The 16361-nt window shown below is 75.0% G+C and carries 14 protein-coding genes and 1 pseudogene; 9 read left to right on the top strand and 6 right to left on the bottom strand.

Going from position 1 to position 16361, the window contains the following annotated elements:
* Positions 1 to 97: 97 nt before the first annotated feature.
* A complete protein-coding gene (locus ECOMGDLI_RS34455; RefSeq protein ID WP_233153316.1) occupies positions 98 to 844 on the top strand; it encodes a hypothetical protein in 747 nt (248 codons plus the stop codon).
* A 21-nt stretch (positions 845 to 865) separates the two neighbouring features.
* Here ECOMGDLI_RS34455 and ECOMGDLI_RS04675 read toward each other — a convergent pair whose 3' ends face one another.
* Positions 866 to 1624, bottom strand: a complete 759-nt coding sequence (locus ECOMGDLI_RS04675; protein ID WP_088314374.1) for a class II aldolase/adducin family protein — start codon at positions 1622 to 1624, stop codon at positions 866 to 868.
* A gap of 193 nt (positions 1625 to 1817) precedes the next feature.
* On the opposite strand from ECOMGDLI_RS04675, the gene ECOMGDLI_RS04670 reads away from it, so the two are divergent.
* The gene (locus ECOMGDLI_RS04670) at positions 1818 to 2858 is read left to right on the top strand and encodes a PKD domain-containing protein (RefSeq protein ID WP_143447513.1); all 1041 of its coding nucleotides are present in this window, start codon (positions 1818 to 1820) and stop codon (positions 2856 to 2858) included.
* A 45-nt stretch (positions 2859 to 2903) separates the two neighbouring features.
* On the opposite strand, the gene ECOMGDLI_RS04665 is transcribed toward ECOMGDLI_RS04670, so the two are convergent.
* The 3 genes from ECOMGDLI_RS04665 to ECOMGDLI_RS04655 are packed head-to-tail and all read right to left on the bottom strand — an operon-like array spanning position 2904 to position 5508.
* A complete protein-coding gene (locus ECOMGDLI_RS04665) occupies positions 2904 to 3659 on the bottom strand; it encodes a thymidine kinase (RefSeq protein WP_088314368.1) in 756 nt (251 codons plus the stop codon).
* A 5-nt stretch (positions 3660 to 3664) separates the two neighbouring features.
* Positions 3665 to 4903, bottom strand: coding sequence for an alkaline phosphatase family protein (locus ECOMGDLI_RS04660; protein ID WP_233153315.1), 1239 nt, complete (start codon positions 4901 to 4903; stop codon positions 3665 to 3667).
* Complete coding sequence (locus ECOMGDLI_RS04655) at positions 4900 to 5508, bottom strand: DUF5998 family protein (RefSeq protein WP_198954548.1); 609 nt, start codon at positions 5506 to 5508, stop codon at positions 4900 to 4902. The genes ECOMGDLI_RS04660 and ECOMGDLI_RS04655 overlap by 4 nt, the downstream gene beginning before the upstream one ends.
* A 322-nt stretch (positions 5509 to 5830) precedes the next feature.
* Between ECOMGDLI_RS04655 and valS the strand changes: the two genes are divergently transcribed.
* The 4 genes and pseudogenes from valS to ECOMGDLI_RS04640 all read left to right on the top strand — a co-directional run bounded on the left by valS (position 5831) and on the right by ECOMGDLI_RS04640 (position 10271).
* Positions 5831 to 8518: a valine--tRNA ligase gene (valS, locus tag ECOMGDLI_RS04650; protein WP_088314365.1), complete on the top strand. Its 2688-nt coding sequence runs from the start codon at positions 5831 to 5833 to the stop codon at positions 8516 to 8518.
* A 75-nt stretch (positions 8519 to 8593) separates the two neighbouring features.
* A pseudogene (locus ECOMGDLI_RS36675) lies at positions 8594 to 9130 on the top strand (PAS domain-containing protein); the annotation flags it as partial.
* A 114-nt stretch (positions 9131 to 9244) separates the two neighbouring features.
* On the top strand, positions 9245 to 9673 hold the full coding sequence (locus ECOMGDLI_RS36670) for a methyl-accepting chemotaxis protein (RefSeq protein ID WP_369812713.1): 429 nt from the start codon (positions 9245 to 9247) through the stop codon (positions 9671 to 9673).
* 64 nt (positions 9674 to 9737) lie between these two features.
* Positions 9738 to 10271: a glutathione peroxidase gene (locus ECOMGDLI_RS04640; RefSeq protein WP_088314360.1), complete on the top strand. Its 534-nt coding sequence runs from the start codon at positions 9738 to 9740 to the stop codon at positions 10269 to 10271.
* Here ECOMGDLI_RS04640 and ECOMGDLI_RS04635 read toward each other — a convergent pair.
* The gene (locus ECOMGDLI_RS04635; protein ID WP_233153314.1) at positions 10232 to 10660 is read right to left on the bottom strand and encodes a MarR family winged helix-turn-helix transcriptional regulator; all 429 of its coding nucleotides are present in this window, start codon (positions 10658 to 10660) and stop codon (positions 10232 to 10234) included. The two genes, ECOMGDLI_RS04640 and ECOMGDLI_RS04635, sit on opposite strands and share 40 nt — an antisense overlap.
* A gap of 151 nt (positions 10661 to 10811) precedes the next feature.
* On the opposite strand from ECOMGDLI_RS04635, the gene ECOMGDLI_RS04630 reads away from it, so the two are divergent.
* The gene (locus ECOMGDLI_RS04630) at positions 10812 to 11228 is read left to right on the top strand and encodes an organic hydroperoxide resistance protein (RefSeq protein ID WP_088314354.1); all 417 of its coding nucleotides are present in this window, start codon (positions 10812 to 10814) and stop codon (positions 11226 to 11228) included.
* 79 nt (positions 11229 to 11307) lie between these two features.
* Positions 11308 to 11820: a DUF6886 family protein gene (locus ECOMGDLI_RS04625; protein WP_143447511.1), complete on the top strand. Its 513-nt coding sequence runs from the start codon at positions 11308 to 11310 to the stop codon at positions 11818 to 11820.
* An 18-nt stretch (positions 11821 to 11838) separates the two neighbouring features.
* Here the strand turns inward: ECOMGDLI_RS04625 and ECOMGDLI_RS04620 are convergent, their stop codons facing one another.
* Complete coding sequence (locus ECOMGDLI_RS04620; RefSeq protein WP_233153313.1) at positions 11839 to 14511, bottom strand: bifunctional GNAT family N-acetyltransferase/acetate--CoA ligase family protein; 2673 nt, start codon at positions 14509 to 14511, stop codon at positions 11839 to 11841.
* A 65-nt stretch (positions 14512 to 14576) separates the two neighbouring features.
* On the opposite strand from ECOMGDLI_RS04620, the gene ECOMGDLI_RS04615 reads away from it, so the two are divergent.
* Complete coding sequence (locus ECOMGDLI_RS04615) at positions 14577 to 16358, top strand: AMP-binding protein (protein ID WP_088314348.1); 1782 nt, start codon at positions 14577 to 14579, stop codon at positions 16356 to 16358.
* The last annotated feature ends 3 nt before the right edge of the window (positions 16359 to 16361 follow it).

Here is a 16361-nt window from a genome sequence, read left to right as displayed (position 1 = left end):
CGGGCCGGGCCCGGCCTCGTCGACCCGGTCCGCGAAGGCCGCGGAACCGTCCGTCCGGGCCGCGGCGCCGGCGGCGGCGCGGCCCGCGAAGGCCTCGGTGGCCACGACGCTGCGCCTCACGTCGGCCGCCGGCGCGCGGTCGGTCGTCGTGTCGGCGCTCACGAGCGGGACGGCGCCGCTCACCCTCGACGGTGCACTGGGCAGCCTGAACACCGACCCGGAGTCGCCGGTCCAGGGGGTCGTCGTCGACTTCGGCGACGGTGCGAAGGACGGGGCGGACCCCGGCACCGCGGTCTGCGCCGAGGGGACGCCGCTGCGGCGGTTCCGCTTCCCGAACACCCTGCGGCACACGTACGCCGGGCCCGGCACCTACACGCTGACGTACACCGTGCGGACCTGCGTGCCGGGGAAGGACGACGTGACGACGCCGACGACACGCTCGCTGAAGGTCGTCGTCACGCAGGGGCCGGCGGCCGCCGCCCCGGTCACGGCGCTGCGGCTGACCTCCGCCCCCGGCGAGCGGGCCGTGACCGTCGCCGCCCGCACCCGCGGCACCGTGCCGATGACCGTCGACGGCAGCACCGTCGAGCTGAACACCGGCCCCGAGGCGTGGCTCATGGGTCGGGTCGTCGACTTCGGGGACGGCACGGGCGACGGCTCCGACCCGGGCACGGCGACCTGCTCCGCCGGGACGCCGCTCACGAAGGTCGACCTCGCCGACACGCTGTCCCACACGTACGACGCGCCCGGCACGTACACGCTCACCTACACGGTCCGCTCGTGCGTGCCCGGCACCGACACCGACCGGCCCACGACCACGCGACTGCAGGTCGTCGTCCGCTGACCGCCCGCCGGTGCTCCTGCGTCAGCCGACGACCGACGGGTCCGGCACGTGCTGGCGCAGGAGCCACTGGAAGACCTGCCAGCCGGCGACGACGGTGCCGACGGACTCCTTGGCGCGGCGCGCGGCCTCGTCACCGATGGGGATCGCCTGCGGCGTCTTCACGTGCACCTCGCACGTCCGCTCGAGCATGACGTACCAGCCGACGCACTCGTCGACCGAGCCGCCGACGGTGAGCGTGCCGTGGTTGCGCAGCAGGACGGCGCGGTGCGGGCCGAGCGCCTGCGCGATCCGCTTGCCGCCGTCCGTCGACACGATGTTCACCTCGTCGTCGTCGAAGACCGCGTGGTCCTCGAAGAAGGCGCACGCCTCCTGGGAGATCGGCCGCAACGGCTCGACGAGCGCCGCGAAGGGCGTCCCGTAGGGCGTGTGGGTGTGGGCCGCGCTCACGACGTCCGCGCGCGCCTCGTGCACGGGCCAGTGGATGTTGTAGGCGGCGACGTTGATGTACCCCTCGCCCTCGACGACGGAGCCGTCCGGCGCGACGAGCACGAGGTCGTGGATCGTCATGCCGCCGAACGGGACGCCGTAGCGGGCGAGCCAGAAGTGGTCGGGGCGCTCGGGGTCACGGGCCGAGATGTGGCCGTCCCCGAGGGACCCCCAGCGCAGCGCCCCGAAGATCCGGTAGGCGAGCGCCAGGCGGCGCATCCGGTGCAGGCGGAGGGCGTCCGGGTCGGTGATGTCCGGCTCGCCGGCGTCCGGGTCCAGGTGCGGCAGGCTCATGGAGCCACGCTAGGCCGCCGGTCCGCCCCGCGGAAGGCCCGCTCCGCCGCCCGGGTTCGCGGTCCGCGAGCGGCCCGCACCCCCCAGGTGCGGGGTGCCCGCCCCTACGTTGGGCCGATCCCTTGCCGTGCAAGGCCTCCGCACGGGCGCGATGCACCACGATCGCTGCGTCCACCACGACCGGAAGGCCGTCATGACCCGCCTGCGCGGCGACGACCCGCGGCTCGCCACCGCGGCCGTCGCGGGCCTGCTCGTCGTCGCGGCCCTGCTCGGCGGGGCCGCCGACGTGTTCCCCGGCGGCCGCCCCGCGGGCGGTGCCGGCACCACGACGACGGCCCCGGCACCGCCGCCCGGCGACGCCGCCCCGGCACCCGCGGTCGTCGCGGTGGCGGCCGGGAGCACGCCGTCCGCGTCCGCCGCGGCGCCGTCCCCGACGACCGCTGCGGTGGCGTCCGGCACGCCCGTCCCGGCCGGCGCCCGGCGGACCGTGCGGCTCGCCCTCGCGCTGCGCTCACGACCCGGCGACGCGGCCGTCGAGGTGGCGGCGACGGCGTCCGGCTTCGCCCCGCGCGGGCTCGACGCGGCGACGGGCGGGCTCACCCCGGACGCCGGGATCCAGGCCGTGCACGTGGACTTCGGCGACGGGACCCAGGAGAACCACCTGGACGGCGCGGCGTCCGCGACGACCGTGTGCACGAAGGGGGCACCGCTCGGGGTGCTCGCCGTCGGCAGCGTCCTGCGGCACTCGTACGCCCGGCCGGGGCGCTACACGCTGACGTACTCGTTGAGCACCTGCGCCAACGGGTCGGCGCAGGCCAGGACGACGTCCCGCGACCTCGTCGTCCGGGTGAGCGAGCCGCCGACGGCCGCGGACGGCGTCGCCCTCGGGCTGCGCGAGGCCTCCCCCGGCGGCGACCGGGTCGTCGAGGTCTCGGCCACCGCCTACGGGACGGCGCCCCGGGGCGTCGACCCGGGCACCGGCCGGACGTCGGCGCACGCGGCGGTGGTGGGCGTCGAGGTCGACTTCGGTGACGGCACCCTCGACGACTCCCCGGGGGCCGGCGTCCGCTGCGACCCCGCCGCCCCCGCGGGCACGCTGTCCTTCACCGACACCCGGCGCCACACGTACGCCCGGGCCGGGCGCTTCACCGTGACGTACACGCTGCTCACGTGCACCCCCGGCGGCAGCGGGCCGCTGCCGACGACCCGGACGGTCGAGGTCACGATCCGTTGACCTCCCGGCGCCGGCCGCCGGGTCGCTCGGGCCGGGCCGGCCGTCTCAGTCGAACAGGCGCAGCGTCTCCAGCCGCTCGACGGCCGCGAGGTCGACCTCGTCGAGCCCCAGCGGGAGCACCTCCGGCGAGAGCGCCGCGGCCCGGGCGTCGGCCGCGCTGAGCCGGCGCATGTGATGCTTGCGGCAGAGGGTCTCGTACCCGACCGCCCCCGCGTCCGAGGCCTCGGCGTCCAGCCCGGACGCGAAGGTCTCGCCGCCCTCCGCCTGGGAGGCGTTGACGTCCCCGACGACGACCTGCTCGCCCTCGACGACCATGTGCCCGCCGACGGTCCGGGCGTTGTGCGTCGCCCGGGCGCCGCACCAGCACAGCGCCTCGACCTGGAGCAGCTCGACCCGGTCGGCCAGCTCGACGAGCCGCTGCGAGCCGGGGAACAGCCGGGTCCGGAAGTCCGCCGTGATGCCGAACGCGAAGACGTCGACCCCGAGCTCGTCGACGACCCGGGCGAGCTGCTCCACCTGCTCCGGGGTGTAGAACTGCGCCTCGTCGCACACGAGGAAGTCGACCCGGTCGCCGTGCATCCGCCGTGCGGTGACGTCGTCCCACAGGTCGAGCCCGTCGGTGACCTCGACGGCGTCCGCCTTGAGCCCGAGCCGGCTCGACAGGACGTTCGCGCCCGCCCGGTCGTGCCGGGTGTACGTCATCCCGGCGAGCCCGCGCGCCGCCCGGTTGTGGGCGAGCTGGAGGGCGAGCGTGGACTTGCCGCAGTCCATCGTCCCGGAGAAGAAGACGAGCTCCGCCAACGGTCCTACCTCCCGGTGCCGTGCGTGACGACGAGCGGCACGAGGGCCTCGTCGGGAGTGCGGGCGCCGTGCAGGCCGAGCAGGCGCAGGATCTCCGGACGCGCCGTCCGGGAGTCGACGACCGCGAGGTCACCGCGCATCGAGGTGACGACGTCGCCGATCCGCGGCAGCACGCGCTCCTCGACCGGCCCGAACCAGCCGGCCGCGACGGCTTCCTCGCGCAGCAGGACGGTCGCCCGGTCGCCGAGGCGGGCCCGCCAGGTCGCGGCGACGTCCGCCGCCGCGCCGGGCCGGCAGTAGAGCTGGACCGAGCGCGCCTCGCCGCCGACGTGCCGGACGCCCGCGGCGAGCTCGGCGTCCTTCGCGAGGTCGACCCGGCTCTCGAAGGGGATGTCGACCATCCCGTGGTCGGCGGTGACGACGACGAGCGTGTCGGAGCGCAGCCGGGCGACGAGGCTGCGGACGGCGCCGTCCACGGCAGTGAGCTCCTCTCCCCACTCGAACGAGTCGCTGCCGTGGACGTGCCCGGTCTTGTCGAGCTCGCCCCAGTAGAGGTAGACGACGACCCCGGGCCCGGTGCGCGGGGCCCGCCGGACCGCGGCCAGCGTCGCCTCGACCCGGTCCTCGAGGGACGCCGCGGCGACGAAGCGGCCGCCGCGCAGCGCGGCCTCGGTGAGCCCGGAGCCGTCGAAGTACGCGGGACCGATCCGGACCACGTCGTGCCCCGCCCCGGCGAGCTCCTCGAAGACCGTGGGCAGGGGCTGCCAGCGCCGCGGGTCCACCTGCGGGTCCCAGGCGAGCTCGTTGAAGAGGACGTCGCGCGCGGGGTCGAGCACCTCGAGCCCGACGAGGCCGTGGCTGCCCGGGAGCGTCCCGGTGCCGAGCATCGCCATGCTCGTGGCCGTCGTGCTCGGGAACCCCGAGGTCAGCGTCGAGGCCCCGGCCCCGGCGCGCAGCCGGCGCAGGAACGGCGCGTGCCCGCCGCGGCGGGCCAGCAGCAGGTCGCCGAGCCCGTCGACGAGGACGACGACGGCGTTGCGCGCCGGTGGCAGGACGACCGCCGGGCCGGGCCGGTCGCCGCCGAGCGGGTCCTCGGCCGTCGGTCCGGCCCGGACGCCGACCGCCGCGGCCACCGCGGGCATGACGTCCGCGAGGGTGCCGGCGACGGCCGGGTGGCCGGTCAGGTCGACCGGGCCGGTGAGCCCTGCGGTGGTGGGTCCGGGGGCGGTGGCGCCGCCGGTCACCGACGGACGGTCGCCGCGGACAGCGCGCGGGCGAATGCCAGGGCTGCGGTCACGGCCTCGGCCCCCTCGGCGTCCGCGGAGATCCGCACGGAGATGTCCTCCGCGGTCGTCGTGCCGGTGTAGCCGTGGTCGGCGTCGCACTCGGGGTCACCGCACGTGGCGGGCTCGAGGTCGAGCCGGGCGACGACGCCCCAGCTCACGGTGAGCGTCAGCTCGCGCGGCGCCGCACCCGGGCGGTGCTTCTCGGGGCGGGCCACCGCATGGCTGAGGACGACCGACTGGACGGCGTGCAGCGGCACGGCCTCGGTCGACGCCGACGCGTAGGGCTCGGGGCTCAAGGCGTCCGGCTCGTGGTCGTCGGCGTGCGCGACGACGAGCCGGGTCGGGGTGAGGACGAGGACGGTGACGTGCCGGCGCACCTCGTCGCGGTCGAACGTCGTCTCCGGGTAGACGAGGTAGGCCTGGGTCTCCTCCCCCGCCACCGCGACGTCGAGGACGTCGCAGACGATCGAGGGGTAGTACCCGGCCCGTTCGACGTCGGCCCGCAGGCCGCGCGGCAGTCCTGCCGAGGCCTGGCTCAGGGGCGTCCCGTGTCGCTCACGCACCCCCACATCCTCGCAGATCGCGGGCTCCCCCGGTCCGCGCGGCGGAACGCGCCGTAACCGGGCGGCGCCCGACCGGCCGGCGCGCTACCGTCGAGGGGTGAGCAGCCCCTTCGCGACCCTGGCGACGCAGACCGCGTCGGTCCGAGTAGCCGGCTGAGGCGCCCGCGGACCGGGCCAGTCGGCGACCAGCCGCGCCCGGTCCCCCGAGAACCACCCGGACGACGCGACACAACGTCGCGTGCGGGCGCCGGACGACTCCCCCGTCACCCGTCCGCGACGCCGCCACGAGCGCGCACCGCGGCACGTCCGCCAGGAGCCCGCAGTGACCACGGAACCGACCACCGAACCGACCCCTGAACCGACCCCTCAACCGACCTCTGAGCCGACCCCTGAACCGACCACCGGGACGACTCCCGGCGCGCTCCCCGAGCGCCCCTCCCTCGACGGCCTCGAGGCCCGCTGGGGCGCCCGCTGGGAGGCCGACGGCACCTACCGCTTCGACCGCAGCCGCAGCCGCGACGAGATCTTCTCGATCGACACCCCGCCGCCCACGGTGAGCGGGTCGCTCCACGTCGGGCACGTCTTCTCGTACACCCAGACCGATCTCGTCGCGCGCTACCGCCGGATGCGCGGCGCCGAGGTCTTCTACCCGATGGGCTGGGACGACAACGGTCTGCCGACCGAGCGTCGCGTCGAGAACCACTTCGGCGTCCGGTGCGACCCGTCGCTGCCGTACGACCCCGGGTTCGTCCCACCCGCCGCGCCGCCGCGCCCCGGGGCGCCGAAGACCCCGGTGTCCCGCCCGACGTTCGTCGAGCTCTGCCTGCGCCTCACCGCCCAGGACGAGCAGGCGTTCGAGGAGCTGTGGCGCCGCCTCGGGCTGTCCGTCGACTGGACCCGCACCTACACGACGATCGGGGCCCCGGCCCGGCGTGCCGCGCAGACGGCCTTCCTCGACGCGCTCGCCCGGGGCGACGCGTACACCGCCGAGGCCCCGACGCTGTGGGACGTCACCTTCGCCACGGCCGTCGCGCAGGCCGAGCTCGAGGACCGCGAGCGCCCCGGCGCCTACCACCGGCTGCGGTTCGCCGCCGCACCGGACACCGGACCCGTTGCGGCCCATGACGTTCCGGCCGCACTCGAGGTCGACACGACGCGCCCCGAGCTGCTGCCCGCGTGCGTCGCGGTCGTCGTCCACCCGGACGACGAGCGGTACGCCGGGCTCGTCGGCGGGCACGTGACGACGCCGGTGTTCGGCGTCCGGGTGCCCGTCCTCGCGCACCCGCTCGCCGAGCGTGACAAGGGCACCGGCGCCGCGATGGTCTGCACCTTCGGCGACCTCACCGACGTCGTGTGGTGGCGGGACCTGCGGCTGCCCGTGCGCGCGGTCGTCACCCGGGAGGGCCGGGTCGCCACCGCACCGCCGGACGGCGTCCGGGACGACGCGGCGTGGCAGACCCTCGCCGGGGCGACCCTGCACACGGCGCGCGAGCGGGTCGTCGACCTGCTCCGGGCGTCCGGGGACCTGCTCGGCGAACCGCGCCCGATCACGCACCCGGTGAAGTTCTACGAGCGGGGCGACCGGCCGCTGGAGATCGTCACGAGCCGGCAGTGGTTCCTGCGGCTGCTGGACCGGCAGGACGACCTGCTGCGCGCCGGCGCCGACCTGCACTGGGTCCCGCCGTTCATGAAGGCGCGGTACGACGACTGGGTCCGCGGGCTCGCGGGCGACTGGCTCGTGAGCCGGCAGCGGTTCTTCGGCGTGCCGGTGCCGGTCTGGTACCCGCTCGACGCCGACGGCGAGCCCGACCACGCGCACCCGCTCACGCCGTCCGCCGACCGGCTGCCGGTCGACCCCTCGACGGACGTCCCCGACGGGTACACGGTGGAGCAGCGCGGCGCGCCCGGCGGGTTCGCCGCCGACCCGGACGTCCTCGACACGTGGGCGACGTCGTCCCTGTCGCCGCAGATCGCCGGTGGCCGGCTCGACGACCCGGACCTGTTCGCCCGGGTCTTCCCCATGGACCTGCGCCCCCAGGCCCACGAGATCATCCGGACCTGGCTCTTCTACACGGTGCTGCGGGGGCTCTCCGAGCACGACAGCCTGCCGTGGCGGACGGCGCAGATCTCCGGGTGGGTCATGGACCCGGACCGGAAGAAGATGTCGAAGTCCGTGGGCAACGTCGTCACGCCCCTGCACCTGCTCGAGCGGTTCGGCGCGGACGCCGTGCGGTACTGGGCCGCCAAGGGCCGGCCGGGCACGGACACGACCTTCGACGAGGGCCAGATGAAGGTCGGCCGGCGGCTGGCGACCAAGCTGCTCAACGCCGCGCGTTTCGTTCTGCTGCAACCGGTCCCGGACGGCGCGGCCGGCGGTTCCGGCGACCCGGGGGCGGCCGTGACGCACCCGCTCGACCGCGCGATGCTCGCGGCGCTCGACGCCGTCGTGGCCGAGGCCACGGTCGCGTTCGAGGCCTACGACTACACCCGGGCGCTCGCGGTGACGGAGGCGTTCTTCTGGTCGTTCTGCGACGACCACCTCGAGCTCGTCAAGGGGCGGGTGTACGCGGCGGGGACCGACCCGGCGGGCGCGCGCTCGGCGGTCGTCGCGCTGCGCACCGGGCTGTCGGTGCTCGTCCGGCTGCTCGCGCCGTTCCTGCCCTACGCGACCGAGGAGGTCTGGTCGTGGTGGCAGCAGGGCTCGGTGCACCGGGCCGCCTGGCCGGCCGGCGCACACGCCGCCGACGCGGCGGCCGACCCGCTCGTCGTCGAGGTGGCCACCGACGTGCTCGTCGCCGCCCGGCGGGTGAAGAGCGAGGCGAAGCGCTCGGCGAAGACCCCCGTCGTCCGGCTCGTCGTCACGGACACCCCGCGACGGCTCGCCGCGCTGCGGCTCGCGGAAGGCGACGTCCGGGCCGCCGCGGGCGTCGGCGACGGGACGCTGGAGTTGCGGGACGGCGACGCGTTCGCCGTCCTCGCCGACCTCGCGCCGCGCGGGGACGGCGCGTAGCGCGGGACGCGCCCGCAGGGAAGAGGCCGTCGGCGTGCCGCGGGCGGTGGCTTCAGTCACCGCCCGCGGCCGCCGATGAAGGGCGGACGCAGCCCGACCTGCCCCGTTCCGGAGAGGCCCCACATGTTCTTCCGCCGCGAGACGACCCCGACGACCGGCCTCGCCACCAGGGCCGAGGCCCAGCCGTCGCTCGACGACCACCGCGTCACCGCGCTCGAGGCGGAGGTGTCGGCGCTGCGCGAGGAGCTGACGTTCGTCAACGAGCGCTACGAGCTCATGATCGACGCCTCGAACATCGGCCTGTGGGACATGTCCGTGATCGCCGGCGACCCGGTCAACCCGAACAACGAGTTCTGGTGGTCGGACCACTTCCGCGCGATGCTCGGCTACCGCGACACGAGCGACTTCCCGAACGTCCTCGACAGCTGGGCGTCGCGGTTGCACCCGGAGGACTCGGGCTGGGTGCTCGACGCCTTCGGCGCGCACCTCAACGACCGCAGCGGCCGGACCCCGTACGACGTGAAGTACCGGCTGCAGCTGAAGAACGGCCAGTACCGCTGGTTCCGGGCCAGCGGCAGCACGCGCCGGGCGCCCGACGGCACCCCGGTGCGGGTCGCCGGCGCGCTGCTCGACATCGACGCCGAGCGGACGCTCACGACGTCCGCGCTGAGCTTCGTCGACCGGCTCAGCGCCAGCGCCGACGAGCTCGCCCACGTGAGCACCGAGATGTCGCAGACGGCGCGCAGCGCCGTGACCGCGGCCGAGTCGACCGCGTCGGCCATCGAGAAGCTCGGCGAGAGCAGCTCCGAGATCGGCAAGGTCGTCCAGTTCATCACCTCGATCGCCGACCAGACGAACCTCCTGGCGCTCAACGCGACCATCGAGGCCGCCCGCGCCGGTGACACCGGGCGCGGCTTCGCCGTCGTCGCCAACGAGGTCAAGGAGCTGGCGAACGAGACGTCGCGCGCGACCGGCGACATCGCCCAGAAGGTCGAGGCGATCCTCCAGGACACCCGGCACGCGACCCGCGCCATCGGCGAGATCCAGGAGATCGTCGCCGCGGTCGACGCGTTCCAGCGCACCATCGGTGACGTCGCCGCGCAGCAGCGGGACGCCGCCGCGGAGGGTCGCGCGCTGCGCACGTCCACGAGCTGAGCCGGCCGGCCGGCGGCCGCCCTGCGCGGTTGCCGACCCGAATTAGATCGTGCACAATCGAATCATGTCCGAGCCAACGAGCCTGCAGGACCTGACGTACACGTCGAACACCGGCGAGGAGGTCTCGTTCGCGCAGTTCGCGGGGCGGCCCGTGCTCGTCGTCAACACGGCGCGGCACTGCGGGTTCGCCCCCCAGTACGCGACCCTGCAGAAGCTGCACGAGGAGTACGGCCCCCGCGGGCTGGCCGTCGTCGGGTTCCCGTGCGACCAGTTCGCGCACCAGGAGCCGGGCTCCGACGAGGTCATCGCGCAGGAGTGCAGGGTGAACTTCGGCGTGACGTTCCCGCTGTCGACGAAGGTCGACGTCAACGGCAGCGGCACGCACCCGGTGTTCCGGTTCCTCAAGGCCCGCTCGAAGGGCCTGCTCGGGTCGACGGTCAAGTGGAACTTCACGAAGTTCCTCGTCGAGCCGGACGGCGTCACGGTGCGGCGCTTCGCGCCCGCCACCGACCCGGACGACCTCGCACCGATCGTCGAGGAGCTGCTCGCCCGGTCGGCTCAGCCGGGCGAGGACGACTCGACGACCTCGACGAGCTGATCGAGCTGACGCTTGAGCGCCAGGACCGCGGCGGCGTCCCCGCCGAACGCCTCCGCGATCCGCGCCGGGACGTCGCACGCGTCCTTGCGCAGCGCGGCGCCGGCGGGGGTCACGGCGACGAGCACCCGGCGCTCGTCGACGAGGTCCCGGGTGCGGGTGACGAGCCCGTCGGCCTCCAGACGCTTGAGCAGCGGCGTGAGGGTGCCGCTGTCGAGGTGCAGCCGGCGGCCCAGCTCCCCCACCGCGAGCGGCTCCTCGGACTCCCACAGGGCGACCATGGTCACCCACTGCGGGTACGTGAGCCCGAGCCCGGCGAGGACCGGCCCGTACGCCCGCGTCACCGCGCGGCTCGCGGTGTAGAGCGAGAAGCACAGGAGGTCGTCCAGCACCGGCCCCTGCCCCGCGGCCCGCGCACCACGCCTCGTCGTCCTGCCCGCCACCGCGACCTCCTCGCCCTGCGCCCGCCCCCACGAACATCCGCACCGCACGTGCTCGACCAATTGTGCACGATCCTCTGAGAATCCAACGAAAGGAAGTCCCATGGACGCCCTCTACACCGCCGTGGCCACCGCGACCGGCGACGGCCGCAACGGCCACGTCCGCTCCGACGACGGCCTCGTCGACACCGACGTGAGGATGCCCGCGGGCCTCGGCGGCCCCGGGGGCGCGACGAACCCCGAGCAGCTCTTCGCCGCCGGCTACGCGGCCTGCTTCCACTCGGCCGTCAAGGTCGTCGCCCGCCGCGACAAGCTCGACGTCGACGGCACCGAGATCACGACCCGGGTCTCCATCGGCTCGAACGGTGCGGGCGGCTTCGGCCTCGCCGTCGAGCTCGACCTGCACGCGCCGAACCTCGACAAGGCCGCCGCGCAGGACCTGCTCGAGAAGGCCCACCAGGTCTGCCCGTACAGCAACGCGACCCGCGGCAACATCGAGGTCACGCTCGCCGTCGTCTGACACGGTCACCGGTCTGCGGAGGTTCGCGCGGCACCTCGCCGCACGAACCTCCGCAGGGACGGCGGATAGCGTGGCCGACGTGCCGGATCTCCACCACGTCAGCGACGCCGGTCCGCTCGAGCTCCTCGCTCCACGCCCCTCCCCGCCGGGCACCCCGCACGAGGGACGCCGCTGGGTCTGGGCCGTCGACGGCGACCGGCTGGCGAACTACCTGCTGCCGCGCGACTGCCCGCGGGTCTGCTGGGCCACGCCCGCGGACGACGCGCAGCCGCTCCTCGCCTCGCCCGCGGCGCGCGTCGTCACCGTCGAGCACGCGTGGGCGGCGCGGCTGACCGGTGCCGGGCTGTTCGTCCACGACCTCGACCCGGCCGGCTTCACCCTGCTCGACCCCGTGGCCGGCTACTGGGTCAGCGACCGGCCGGCCGCCGTCCGCGCCGTCCGGCGGGTCGACGACTGCCTCGCCGCGCTCGCGCAGGCAGGCGTGGAGCTCCGCCTCACGACCGACCTGTGGCCGTACGTCGACGCCGTCGTCGCGGCCGGGGCCCGGTTCAGCGCGATCCGGATGCGGAACGCCGCACCGCGCAACGGCTGACGCTCCGCGCCGTCCGGCTCAGCCCGTCGTCAGCTCGCGCACCCCGGCGTCGGTGCGCCCCTCGTCGGGTGCGAGCCGGATGACCGCGCCGAGCACGGCGGCACCGCGGTCGGCGGCGACGACCGGGTTGAGGTCGAGCTCGGCGATCTCGGGGACGTCGAGAGCGAGGCAGGAGACCCGGGCGAGGACGTCGTGGAGCGCGTCGACGTCGGCCTCACCGGCGCCGCGGTGGCCGAAGAGCTTCGGTGCCGCCTTCACGGTGCGGACCAGGTCGACGACGTCCTGCTCGCACAGCGGCGGGATCCGGTGCGCCCAGTCGCCGAGCAGGGCGGTCGCGTCGCCGGCGAGGCCGAACGAGACGACCGGGCCGAAGAGCGGGTCCTCGGCCGAGCGGACGACGCACGCGACGCCGGTCGGGGCCATCGCCTGGACGACGAGGTCCTCCCCGCCGAGCGGGCCGAGGGTGTCCCGCATGCGGACGAAGGTCTCGGAGAGCTCACCGACCGAGGCGATGTCGAGGCGGACGCCGCCGAGGTCGACCCGGTGCCGCAGGTGCGGCGCGGTCGCCTTGAGCGCCACCGGGAACCCGACCTCCATGGCGGCGGCGACCGCCTCCTCGGCGGTCGTCACCGGGATGCTCGGCCAGAGCCGGACGCCGTAGCACCCGAGCAGGGTGGCGGCCTGCTGCTGCGAGAGCTCGAGCCCCTCCGGGTTGAGGGCGAGCAGGGCGTCCACGAACGTGCGCGCGCCCTCGACGTCCAGGCCCGCGGGGTCGACCCGGGGGCCGGCGTCCCGGCGGCGCCACTGGCCGTACTTCGTCGCCGCGGCGAGCGCCCGGACGGCCTCCTCGGGCGTCTGGTAGGTCGGGACGACGCGGCCCGCGGAGAGCTGCTCGTGGATGCCGCTCATCCCGAGGAACGAGGCGACGACAGGGATCGGGGCCTTCGCGGAGGTCTCGGCGAGCACCCGCGCCACCTCGGCGGCGTGGGTCGCGACCGGCGGCATGAAGGCGGTGACGACGGCGTCGACGTCCTCGTCGGCGAAGGCCGCCTCGAGCGCCGTCCTGAAGTCCTCCGGGCCCGCGAGCGTCGGCAGCGCGACCGGCCCGTGGACGACGTCCAGCTTGCGGGCGACGCAGGCGTCGGCGGTGAGCGCGGCGAGCGCCTCGCTGTTCGCGACGACCGCGACGCAGCTGCCCGACGGCAGCGGCTGGTGGAGCACGAGCTGGGCGACGTCGAAGAGCTGGCGGACGTTGTCGACCCGGATGCAGCCGCTCTGCCGCAGCAGCGCGTTGAACGCCGCCTTGGGCACCCGGCTCGGCCGGACGGCGTGACCCGGGGTCGCGCTGAACCGAGAGGCGCCCGACTTCACGACGATGACCGGCTTGGTCCGCGACAGCCGGCGGGCGATGCGGGAGAACTTGCGCGGGTTGCCGACGCTCTCGAGGTAGAGGCCCACGACGTCGGTGCCGGGGTCCTCCTCCCAGTACTGCATGCAGTCGTTGCCGGACACGTCCGCCCGGTTGCCCGCGGAGACGAACGTCGACAGACCCACGCCGCGCTGCTGCGCGACGTCGAGCACCGAGACGGAGATCGCGCCGGACTGGCTGAAGAGGCCGAACCGGCCGTGCGTCGGCAGCACCGAGGCGAGCGAGACGTTGAGCCGCACCTCGGGGTCGGCGTTGATGACGCCCCACGAGTTCGGGCCGACGACCCGCATGCCGTGCTCGCGCGCGACCCGGACGAGCGCGCGCTGCCGTTCCAGGCCCTCGGGGCCGGTCTCCGCGAACCCGGCCGAGACGACGACGAGGCCCCGGACGCCGACCGCGGCGCACTCCTCGACGACCTCGACGACGGCGGCGGCGGGGACGGCGATGATCGCGAGGTCCACCGGCGGCGGGACGTCGGCGAGGCGCCGGAACGCGGGGACGCCGAGGACGGCGTCCGCCTCCGGGTGGACGACGTGCAGCGCGCCGGTGAAGTCGGCGGCGAGCATGTCCGCGAGGAGCTTGTGGCCGACGGTGCCCTCGTGCCGGCTGGCCCCGACGAGGACGACGGAGCGCGGGTTGAGCAGCGCGTGCACCGAGCGCGCCTCGGCGCGGTGCTCGCGGGACTCCATGACGGCCAGGGACTTCTCGGTCGGGTCGATGTCGAACTCGAGGGAGATCACGCCGTCGTCGAAGGCGTGCTTGACCTCGTACCCGGCGTCCCGGAAGACCGCCATCATCTTGCGGTTCTGCGGCAGCACCTCCGCGACGAAGCGGTGCACGCCGTTCTCCCGGGCGGCCGCCGCGAGGTGCTCGAGGAGCACCGACCCGATGCCGCGGCCGTGGTGGTGGTCGGAGATGTTGAAGGCGACCTCGGCCTCGGTGGGCTCGGTCCGGTCGTAGCGGCCGACGCCGAGGATCTCGCCGCCGACGGTGCAGACGAACGCCACCCGGTCGAGGTGGTCGACGTGGGTGAACCGGTGCAGGTCCTTGTCCGACAGCCGCGGCATGGGCGCGAAGAACCGCAGGTAGATCGACTCCGGCGACTGCGCGAGGTGGAAGCGCTGGAGCGCCTCGGCGTCGTCCGGGCGGATCGGGCGCATGTGCGCCGTCCCGCCGTCGCGCAGGACGACGTCCGCCTCCCAGTGCGCGGGGTACGCGACCGGCGGGTCGTCCTCGGGAGGCGGGACCGGTCCGTTGGGCACGTCAAGGAGACTACCGATCGCTCATCCCTGGCCGCGCGGCCGAAGGCCCTGGCAGGGTGTCCGTTATGACGGAGACCACGTCGACGACGACGGGTGTTCACGCGGCGGACGAGTTCCGTGCCGCCCGGGACCTGCTGCTCGCCCTGCGGGAGGACCAGCCGCGGGCGGCCGCCGAGTTCCGCTGGCCGCGCCCGGAGCGCTTCAACTGGGCCCGGGACCACCTCGACCGGCTCGCGGCCGACCCGGTCGTCTCGGCCCGGACGGCGCTGTGGGTCGTCGACGCGGACGGCGCGGAGACGAAGCTCACCTTCGCCGACGTCGCCCGCCGCTCCGGGCGGGTCGCCGCCTGGCTCGCCGAGCAGGGCGTCGGTGCCGGCGACCGGGTGCTCCTCATGCTCGGCAACCAGGTCGAGCTCTGGGAGGTCGTCGTCGCGTGCATCCGGCTCGGTGCCGTCGTCATCCCGGCGACGACGCTGCTGGCCCCCGCCGACCTGCGGGACCGGATCGACCGCGGCCGGGTCCGGCACGTCGTCGCGCGCAGCGAGGACGCCCCGAAGTTCGAGGCGCTCCTCGGCGCCTGGACGCCGATCGCCGTCGGCGCGCCGGTCGAGGGCTGGCTCGACTACGCGCAGGCCGAGGGCCACGAGGGCCGTCCGGTGCCGCAGGCGGACACCGCGGCGTCCGACACGTTGCTGCTCTACTTCACGTCGGGGACGACGGCCTCCCCCAAGCTCGTCGAGCACACCCACGCGTCGTACCCGATCGGGCACCTCGCGACGATGTTCTGGGTCGGCCTGCAGCCCGGGGACGTGCACCTCAACATCTCCTCGCCCGGCTGGGCGAAGCACGCCTGGAGCAACCTCTTCGCGCCCTGGAACGCCGAGGCCACGGTCCTCGTCGTCAACCAGCCCCGGTTCGCCGCAGGCCCGCTCCTGGACACGATGGCCCGGTGCGGCGTGACGACGTTCTGCGCGCCGCCGACGGTGTGGCGGATGCTCGTGCAGGCCGACCTCGGCGCCTGGAAGGGCCGGATCCCGCTGCGCGAGGTCGTCGGCGCCGGCGAGCCGCTCAACCCCGAGGTCATCGAGCAGGTCCGCAGCGCGTGGGGGCTGACCGTCCGCGACGGGTTCGGCCAGACCGAGACGACGGCGCAGGTCGGCAACGCACCGGGGCAGCCGGTCGTCCTCGGGTCGATGGGCCGCCCGCTGCCCGGCTACGACGTCGTCCTCGTCGACCCGCTGAGCGGCGAGATCCGCACCGGGCCGGGCCAGGAAGGCGAGCTGTGCCTGCGCCTGGACTCCCCGGTCCACGGCCGACCGCTCGGGCTCATGGTCGGCTACCGGGACGACGACGCCCGCACCGCCGAGGCGATGCGGGACGGCGTCTACCACACCGGTGACGTCGCGGTCGCGGACGCCGAGGGCTACATCACCTACGTCGGGCGGGCCGACGACGTCTTCAAGGCGTCGGACTACCGGATCAGCCCCTTCGAGCTCGAGAGCGTGCTCATCGAGCACCCCGCGGTCGCAGAGGCGGCCGTCGTCCCCTCGCCCGACCCGCTGCGGCTGGCCGTCCCGAAGGCGTACGTCGTCCTCGCCGCCGGCTGGGAGCCGACGGCGCAGACGGCCGCCGACATCCTCGGCTACGCCCGCGAGCACCTCGCGCCCTACAAGCGGATCCGCCGCCTCGAGTTCGCGGAGCTGCCCAAGACGATCTCCGGCAAGATCCGCCGGGTCGAGCTGCGCGGCACCGAGGACTCCCGGCACCCGTACGGCGACAACCTCACGGCCCGGGGCGAGCGGGAGTTCTGGGAGGAGGACCTGCCCGGCGGCCGGGCAGAGGGCTGAGCC

Source organism: Kineosporia sp. R_H_3 (assembly GCF_002198675.1).
In the GTDB taxonomy this organism is placed as follows: Bacteria; Actinomycetota; Actinomycetes; order Actinomycetales; family Kineosporiaceae; genus R-H-3.
The sequence above is the reverse complement of the archived record's forward strand: the minus strand, read 5'-3'. Positions and strand labels throughout refer to the sequence as shown.

Bases quoted from the DNA above. Each gene is read 5' to 3' on its own strand.
- ECOMGDLI_RS04615 (WP_088314348.1), top strand. From the start codon at position 14,577: ATGACGGAGACCACGTCGACGACGACGGGTGTTCACGCGGCGGACGAG.
- ECOMGDLI_RS04670 (WP_143447513.1), top strand. From the start codon at position 1,818: ATGACCCGCCTGCGCGGCGACGACCCGCGGCTCGCCACCGCGGCCGTC.
- ECOMGDLI_RS04630 (WP_088314354.1), top strand. From the start codon at position 10,812: ATGGACGCCCTCTACACCGCCGTGGCCACCGCGACCGGCGACGGCCGC.
- ECOMGDLI_RS36670 (WP_369812713.1), top strand. From the start codon at position 9,245: ATGTCGCAGACGGCGCGCAGCGCCGTGACCGCGGCCGAGTCGACCGCG.
- ECOMGDLI_RS04675 (WP_088314374.1), bottom strand. From the start codon at position 1,624: ATGAGCCTGCCGCACCTGGACCCGGACGCCGGCGAGCCGGACATCACC.
- ECOMGDLI_RS04640 (WP_088314360.1), top strand. From the start codon at position 9,738: ATGTCCGAGCCAACGAGCCTGCAGGACCTGACGTACACGTCGAACACC.